The 7,320-nt window shown below is 41.1% G+C and carries 6 protein-coding genes and 1 pseudogene; 1 reads left to right on the top strand and 6 read right to left on the bottom strand.

Annotated features, from left to right (window positions below; translation table 11 throughout):
* Positions 1-105 precede the first annotated feature (105 nt).
* A complete protein-coding gene (gene gloA / locus P20495_RS18440) occupies positions 106-633 on the top strand; it encodes a lactoylglutathione lyase (RefSeq protein ID WP_008133768.1) in 528 nt (175 codons plus the stop codon).
* Between the two features lie 66 nt (positions 634-699).
* On the opposite strand, the pseudogene htpX reads toward gloA, so the two are convergent.
* The 6 genes and pseudogenes from htpX to bioB form a co-directional block, all read right to left on the bottom strand.
* Positions 700-1,564, bottom strand: a pseudogene (htpX, locus tag P20495_RS20015) (protease HtpX).
* A gap of 212 nt (positions 1,565-1,776) precedes the next feature.
* Entirely contained in the window at positions 1,777-3,360 is a 1,584-nt protein-coding gene (locus tag P20495_RS18445) for an FAD-dependent oxidoreductase (protein WP_008133765.1), read from the bottom strand.
* A gap of 122 nt (positions 3,361-3,482) precedes the next feature.
* A complete protein-coding gene (gene bioD, locus P20495_RS18450; RefSeq protein ID WP_008133764.1) occupies positions 3,483-4,166 on the bottom strand; it encodes a dethiobiotin synthase in 684 nt (227 codons plus the stop codon).
* Positions 4,167-4,194: 28 nt separating this feature from the next.
* Entirely contained in the window at positions 4,195-5,058 is an 864-nt protein-coding gene (locus P20495_RS18455; RefSeq protein ID WP_008133763.1) for a methyltransferase domain-containing protein, read from the bottom strand.
* Positions 5,055-6,206 carry an 8-amino-7-oxononanoate synthase gene (locus P20495_RS18460; protein WP_008133762.1) on the bottom strand — a complete coding sequence of 384 codons (1,152 nt, stop codon included), beginning with the start codon at positions 6,204-6,206 and terminating at the stop codon, positions 5,055-5,057. The genes P20495_RS18455 and P20495_RS18460 overlap by 4 nt, the downstream gene beginning before the upstream one ends.
* A gap of 12 nt (positions 6,207-6,218) precedes the next feature.
* Complete coding sequence (gene bioB / locus P20495_RS18465; RefSeq protein WP_008133761.1) at positions 6,219-7,259, bottom strand: biotin synthase BioB; 1,041 nt, start codon at positions 7,257-7,259, stop codon at positions 6,219-6,221.
* Positions 7,260-7,320 lie beyond the last annotated feature (61 nt).

The raw sequence follows: 7,320 nt of genomic DNA, 5'->3' as shown, positions 1-7,320 counted from the left end.
GGGGTAGTAATGAGTTAAAGCAGTTTAAATTTAACTTATGGTTGATTATGATAGCTTAAGCATTATATCTCTATTTCCGCTTCTTAATTTATACAAAGGATTACCATGTCTAGCTATAACGAATCTCCAGAGCAAATTGAACAAGCCACTAAAGGCTATGTGATGCAGCAAACTATGTTGCGTATTAAAGATCCCAAACCGTCGCTCGAATTTTATCAAAATGTATTAGGTATGAAGCTGTTAGGTAAGTATGACTTTCCTGAAATGAAGTTTACATTGTACTTTTTAGGCTACGAACCAGAGCAGCCAGAAGGTGATGATAAAACCAAAGCTAAATGGGTATTTGGTCGCCCTGCACTCATTGAGCTTACCCATAACTGGGGCACAGAAAACGACGACAGCTTTGAGGGCTACCACAGCGGTAACCAAGAACCTAAAGGCTTTGGTCACATTGGTATTAGTGTACCCGATGTATACGCAGCCAGTGAACGCTTTGCAAAGTACGATGTAGAATTTGTGAAAAAGCCAGACGATGGCTCAATGAAGGGCTTAGCATTTATAAAAGACCCTGACGGCTACTGGATAGAAATACTCTCACCAGAAGGCATTACCGATATTATTTTTGGTAAATAACCAGCTTACTACACACTAAAAAGCCAGCTATTACGCTGGCTTTTGTGTTTGTAAATAAGAGTTACCTTATTTACGTAGTGCGTCTATTCGCGCATCAAGTGGCGGGTGCGATGAAAACAGCTCAGCAACACCTTTGCCACTTGCAATACCAAAGGCCATCATTGAGCCTTGTAATTGCGACGGGTGGTTTTGCTTTAATCGCTCAAGGGCTGATCGCATTTTATCAGCACCAACTAGTTTTGCTGCGCCGCTGTCGGCTGCAAATTCACGTTTACGGCTGTAACTTGCAACCACTATGCTTGCTAGTACGCCAAATAATACTTGGAATAACATATCGAATAAGAAGTATGTCCAGCTACTGCCACCCTCTTCCTCATCGCTATTAATAAAGTTATCTACAATGCCTGCCAGTACTTTTGCGGCAAATATTACAAAGGTATTTACCACGCCTTGTATTAGCGTAAGCGTTACCATGTCGCCGTTAGCCACGTGCGATACTTCGTGGGCAAGTACGGCTTCGGCTTGATCTTTGGTCATGTTGTGCATTAAGCCTGTGCTTACTGCCACTAACGAGTTGTTTTTACTTGGGCCCGTTGCAAACGCATTCATTTCTGGGCTGTCGTAAATAGCTACTTCTGGCATTTTAATACCTGCTTTTTTTGCCTGCGCAGATACCGTTTGTACAAGCCAATGTTCGGTTTCGTTTCGAGGCTGCGTAATTACATGCGCGCCTGTTGATTTTTTTAGCGATCCATTTCGACATAAATAACGAAATAAACGATCCACCAAAACCAAATACGGTGGCTATAAGTAAAATTCCGCCAAGGCTACGATGGCTTAAGCCCAGCGCACTCATTATTATTGAAAGCACTACACCTAATACCAACATAACCGCTAGGTTAGTTAATAAAAACAAAAATACACGTTTCATATTGTCCTCACAAAAATAGGTTCGATCACCGAACATAAAATTAAATTAGGTTAAAGCAATCACTGCGTTATGACACACTATGTCATAACGTTAGCGCTATTCTGTGACAAACTATGTCATAACACAAGTGTTATTTCTGTGTTTATTGATAATTTTTTTAAGAAGCGTTTTACAGCAAATTTAAGACTGAAGTTTCTTTTTAAATCAGCTTATTACAAGCTGTTATTTAGCTCTGCCATATCAATTGGAAAACCACGCTCGTGTGCCAATATGCGTGCAACTTCGCCAATTTTTTCGCCGCTATTATGTTTAAGATACGACCATTGATGAGTACTGCGGTGATAATTTACAGCAGGATCGCTGCTTATTATTCCTAATTTCATAAACTCACCCACTATTTGATCTGCCGCTATTAACGTTGACGATGCTTTAACATTTTCGGCCCGCGCGTAGCAAATATGCGAATATAAACTTACATCGGCTACGCGCAAAGTGTCGTCATCACCTGGGATTTGTTGCCCGCCAAACAAGGCATTATTTTGTGTGCTAGCAGTTTTAAATGCAGGAACAAACTCGGCTACATAATCAATTGCTGTTTGAGTACGCGCTTGCAATGCTGCTTTGTCCCAGCCGTCTTTAATATAATGCAGGTATTTTTTGGGAAGTTTAGGTTGTGCGCTCATTGGCGTGGCATCAGCTAAGCCATCATTAAACAATGTAATATTGTTGGTCATGCCATGTATTTGAAAATACCCGTTAGGGTAAGGGGTTAGCTGCGCCATACCTTCTGGCGTACCACGGTTACCATAAATAATAATTTCAGGTATTTGCCCACCAGCACCTTGCCAATGAGTAATGTAAGAGGCTTTAAATTCAACCATGCGTTTTACATCTACCCCAACCAGGTCGTCAATAATACCGGTTTGAAAACCACACGCATTAATAAGGTAATCTACCTCAATGGTTTGTGAATCGGCTTGTGTATCGGTTGAAGTATCTGGTTGTTCATCAAGGCTTGGCTCTGATTGATATTCAATGCGCCATTTAAGTGTTTGCTTATCATTATTGGTATTTATAACTGGCGATACGTTTTTAACACTGGTGCTTGTTAAAACGTGAGCGTGTTTGTACTGTGCAAGGGCAAGCTGTGCACTGGCCGATAAACGAAATATATTCCAACCATATTCTTGTGCAACAATGAGTGGGAACTTTAGCTTATCTAAATCTAAATGCTTAGCAACGGGTATCATCCACTCATCTAATGACGTGGGCTTGGCTACTTGTTTTTGTTTAGCAAGCTTTAGCATTTGCTCATAACTATATAACTGATAATAATGCTCAGGCTCGCCTAACACTTTATTAGCGCTGTCTTGCTCTACAAGCTCGCTGTAGGCTTTTACTAATTTATCTAAACGCGGAAATAAGTCCTCCGGTGCGTCATCATCGCGCTTGGGTACTGCAAATACTGTGGGGCGAACATCTATGGTGTGAGGATAAAGGCGAGCAATATCTATACATTGCTTGAGTAAATCTATGCAGTCTTCGTCGGGTATTTCACGATATAAGTTGCCACCTGCGTGCAAATGGCACATTGGAGGGCCATCAATTAACGACTTTTTCTTTTCAAGTACATAAGTTTCTAACCCTAACGCAGCAAGCCTAATGGCTATTGTGGAACCAGCTGTGCCCCCACCGATTATACCTACGCGTTTTTTAGGTAAGCCATTGTTTAGTGCTTTTGGCTCAGCGCTTACGTGCGCATTTTGGGCGTAGCGTTGAATAAATGGGTGCGTCATATAGTCGTTATGTCCTTAGTAACATTGTCTTTAAGCAAGCTATGTATTTATAAATGTTTATATGTGTACTAAGGCTGACTATTTCAAGATTTACCTAAAAAAGTAAATCTTTTTAAAACCGCTTAAGTGTTTATAGATAACGCACTAAGCAAGGCTTTATATATTTGTAACTTAGGAGTTTGCTCGCTGTATGGGCTTATAGCAAGTATTGGAAACGGTAAACGTGCTTTAAGTGAATCAAGGTTTGCTTGGTACTCGTCCATGTTTTTATCGACTTGGTTTGCAATCCAGCCAACGCAGTTTATACCCATACTTTGCATATGTGCAGCGGTTAGTAACGCATGATTTAAGCAACCTAGCTTCATGCCTACAACGAGTATTACCGGCAGTTGCTCTGCTTTAACCCAGTCGTATAAATACTCCGTATTGTTAATAGGTAACGCCCAGCCACCAGCGCCTTCGGTAAGTATATAATTAGCTCCCTGTTGTTTTACACCTTTATAAGCATCACTTAGTTTATCTACAGTAATACTAACCCCAACTTGCTCAGCGGCTATGTGCGGCGCAATAGGGGGTGCAAACGCAAACGGATTTACTACGTCGTATTTAGCGCTCACTGTTGCACTTTCCATTAGTATAAGGGCATCGGCATTTACTAGCTGATCAAACGCCATTTCGCAGCCAGCAGCAAGGGGTTTAAAGCCAATGGCCTGTTTTTTGTGTTGGGTAAGTAACTTTAATAGCAAACTGGTAACGTGGGTTTTTCCGGCATCGGTGTCGGTGCCTGTTATAAAAAATTCTTTCATGCGTTGCCTTTAATGTCTTTGGGCTTATTTAGTGTTTTTGTAATGATAACAGCACCACATGATAAGACACACATGCTTTGTTATTTATAAGCGGATACGCACTGCATACTTTTTGTAAAGCAGATTTGGTAAGTAGCCCTTGGCGCGTATTAGTATGATTTTGTGTAGTTGCACCTATAGCCTTAATTGAGGTAATAGCTTTAAAAGGTGTTGTGTATTCATCGGTGTAAATACGTTTTTGAGCGCTGTTAATAGTAAACCCTGCATTTTGGACTGATTGGTTTATATACAGTTCACTATTAAAGGTATTTATATGACTGTTTGAATCAAGCGCGGCAAAGGCTGTTTTTATTTCGTTAAGTGAGCCCTCTACCACAGTGCTTATATACGCCTGCCCGCCTGGTTTTAATATGCTGTAAAGTGATTGCATTAAAGCCGAAAAATTAGCAGACCATTGCACTGCAAAGTTACTGTAAATAACATCAACACTGTTTGCTTGTAGCGGTAAGTTATCCATATCGGCGCATAGTTTAGCTGTGGTTAAATCACTACTTTGCAGCATGTTTAAACTTAAATCTATTGCCACAACGCTTGAAAACATGCTTTGTAATGTGTGTGTATTAACAAGCGGACCTGCGCCTAAATCAACACAAAGCCTATTTTTATTAAAGCCTGGTTTTATAAGTTTAAATAAATCGCTTGCTGCGTGTTTTTGTACATTTGCATGGGTGTTATAACGCGCTGCCGCCTTTGAAAACTTACTTTGGGTGGATTTTTTAAGCTCCTTACTTAAATCCTTGTTTAACTCTATATCCAATTCACTACTTACTAAACACGGTTTTACAAGTCGTGTTTGCATTAAATCTGTTTTTAATACTGGCTGAGCAGTCATGCTATTGCACCTACTAAATGCTTAACTAACTGTGTTATGTCTTGCTCGGTATGTGCGGCGGTTAAAGTAATGCGTAAACGTGAGGTGTTATGTGCAACCGTCGGCGGTCTAATTGCAGTGAGCCAAATACCCTGTTGTTTAAGTTTATCTGCCGCTTGCAACGTTTGCTCAACGCTGCTTAATATAATGGGCTGTATTGCGGTGTTTGATTCCATTACTGCAATATTATGGGTTTTAGCGAGTTGTTTAAATAATGCAATATTGGCATTTAGCTTATCACGCTTATTATCAGCTGTTTTTATACTTTTAATACGCGCAAGTGTGTGACTTGCCATAAGCGGCGACATAGCGGTTGAATACGTGTAATCGCGATTAAATTGCAGCATGTAATCAATAAACTGTTTACTGCCTAATACACACGCGCCACTACTAGCCACTGCTTTACCAAAAGTAATGATTAATATATCTGGCAGCGTTTGAGTAATAAACGCTTCGCAACTGCCCAAACCTGTTTTGCCTAATGCGCCAAAGCCGTGTGCGTCGTCAATCATTAGCCATGCGTTGTGCTGTTTTGCAAGTGCGAGTAATTCTTTAAGAGGCGCGGTATCGCCATCCATCGAAAATACACCTTCGCTTATAATAAGCTTGTTTTGCGCTTTTGATTTTTCGAGCCGTGAACGTAAATGGTTCATGTCGTTGTGATTAAAACGCACTAAAGCCGCGTTAGAGTGCATAGCCCCGTCAATCAAGCTTGCATGATTTAACTTATCTTGAAAAATAGCGCTGTTTTGCGCAGCGGCTTTATCTTGGAACAACGCTTTAATTACGCTGCTATTTGCACTAAACCCTGAGTTAAACAACATGCCTGCGCCATAACCAAATTGCTCGCATAAGTATTGCTCAAGCGCTTTTTGTTGCGCCTGATAACCGGTAACCAATGCCGAGCTGTGACTGCCTAATGCGTGGGAGTCATTAAGGTTAACAGCCACATCACCAAAACCTAAGTAGTCGTTACTGGCAAAGTTAAGGTAGGTTTTATTATTAACCGTTATGGTGCGCGCTGTTGCATGTTGCACTACGTGGCGTTTACGAAGTAACGCATCTTGCTGGCGAGCCTGCAGATGCGTATTTATAAAATCAAAGGGCATAGATATAAAAGCCTACGCTTCGTAAAATAATTCAGAGGTTGCTTTGTCGGCTACTTGCGATGAAAGCGAGGCTTCTACTGCTTCGTCTGAATAGTCGTGACGCTTTTCTGGGTTCATACCTAATTTTTTAATTAGATTCATATCGGCATCAGCATCTGGGTTTTCGGTGGTAAGTAGTTTGTCGCCATAAAATATTGAGTTAGCGCCTGCAAAAAAGCACATCGATTGCATTTGCTCGTTCATGGCATTTCGCCCTGCCGATAAACGCACATAACTGTGTGGCATCATAATACGCGCTGTTGCAATGGTACGTACAAATTCAAAGTGATCTAAATCGTCTATGTTTTCAAGTGGTGTGCCTTTGACTTTTACAAGCATATTAATAGGCACACTTTCTGGTTGTTGCGGCAAATTAGCTAGCTGCATAAGTAGCCCATAACGGTCGCTTGCTTGCTCGCCCATACCGACTATCCCGCCCGAGCATACTTTCATACCGGCATCGCGTACGTGATCGATGGTATTTAATCTATCTTGGAATGTACGGGTTGATATAATTTGCTCGTAATACTCAGGCGATGTGTCGAGGTTATGGTTATAGTAATCAAGGCCTGCTTCTCGAAGCTCATGGGCTTTTTCGTTTGTGAGTTTACCCAGCGTCATACAGGTCTCTAACCCTAGCTCTTTTACTTCTTTAACCATTTGCGAAATGTATGGCATGTCTCTGTCTTTTGGATCTGACCATGCAGCGCCCATACAAAAACGTGTTGCGCCTTTTTGTTTTGCAAGGCGTGCTTGCTCTACTACTTTTTCTACTTCAATTAAGCGTTCGCGTTCTAAATCTGTTCGGTAATGCCCCGACTGCGGGCAGTACTTACAGTCTTCTGGGCAAGCGCCTGTTTTAATTGATAACAACGTAGAAATTTGCACTTCATTTGGGTTGAAGTTAGCACGGTGAACCGATGCGGCTTTAAAAAGTAAATCGTTAAATGGCATTTCAAATAATGCTTTAACTTCAGCGTGGGTCCAATCATGACGAACAGGCGCAAGTTCCATAATACTCTCTTATTTTTTTTCATAACGGTGATATTGGCTTAGTCTACGAGTTGAAGTACCA

Origin of the sequence: Pseudoalteromonas sp. BSi20495 (genome assembly GCF_000241185.1) — a bacterium.
GTDB lineage: Bacteria > Pseudomonadota > Gammaproteobacteria > Enterobacterales > Alteromonadaceae > Pseudoalteromonas > Pseudoalteromonas fuliginea.
Note: the sequence above shows the minus strand (reverse complement) of the source record. Positions and strands in the feature narration are given on the sequence as shown.

What these genes read in the sequence shown, in the direction of transcription:
- P20495_RS18445 (WP_008133765.1), bottom strand. Translation starts at nt 3,360, where the DNA reads ATGACGCACCCATTTATTCAACGCTACGCCCAAAATGCGCACGTAAGC.
- gloA (WP_008133768.1), top strand. Translation starts at nt 106, where the DNA reads ATGTCTAGCTATAACGAATCTCCAGAGCAAATTGAACAAGCCACTAAA.
- P20495_RS18455 (WP_008133763.1), bottom strand. Translation starts at nt 5,058, where the DNA reads ATGACTGCTCAGCCAGTATTAAAAACAGATTTAATGCAAACACGACTT.
- bioD (WP_008133764.1), bottom strand. Translation starts at nt 4,166, where the DNA reads ATGAAAGAATTTTTTATAACAGGCACCGACACCGATGCCGGAAAAACC.
- P20495_RS18460 (WP_008133762.1), bottom strand. Translation starts at nt 6,206, where the DNA reads ATGCCCTTTGATTTTATAAATACGCATCTGCAGGCTCGCCAGCAAGAT.
- bioB (WP_008133761.1), bottom strand. Translation starts at nt 7,259, where the DNA reads ATGGAACTTGCGCCTGTTCGTCATGATTGGACCCACGCTGAAGTTAAA.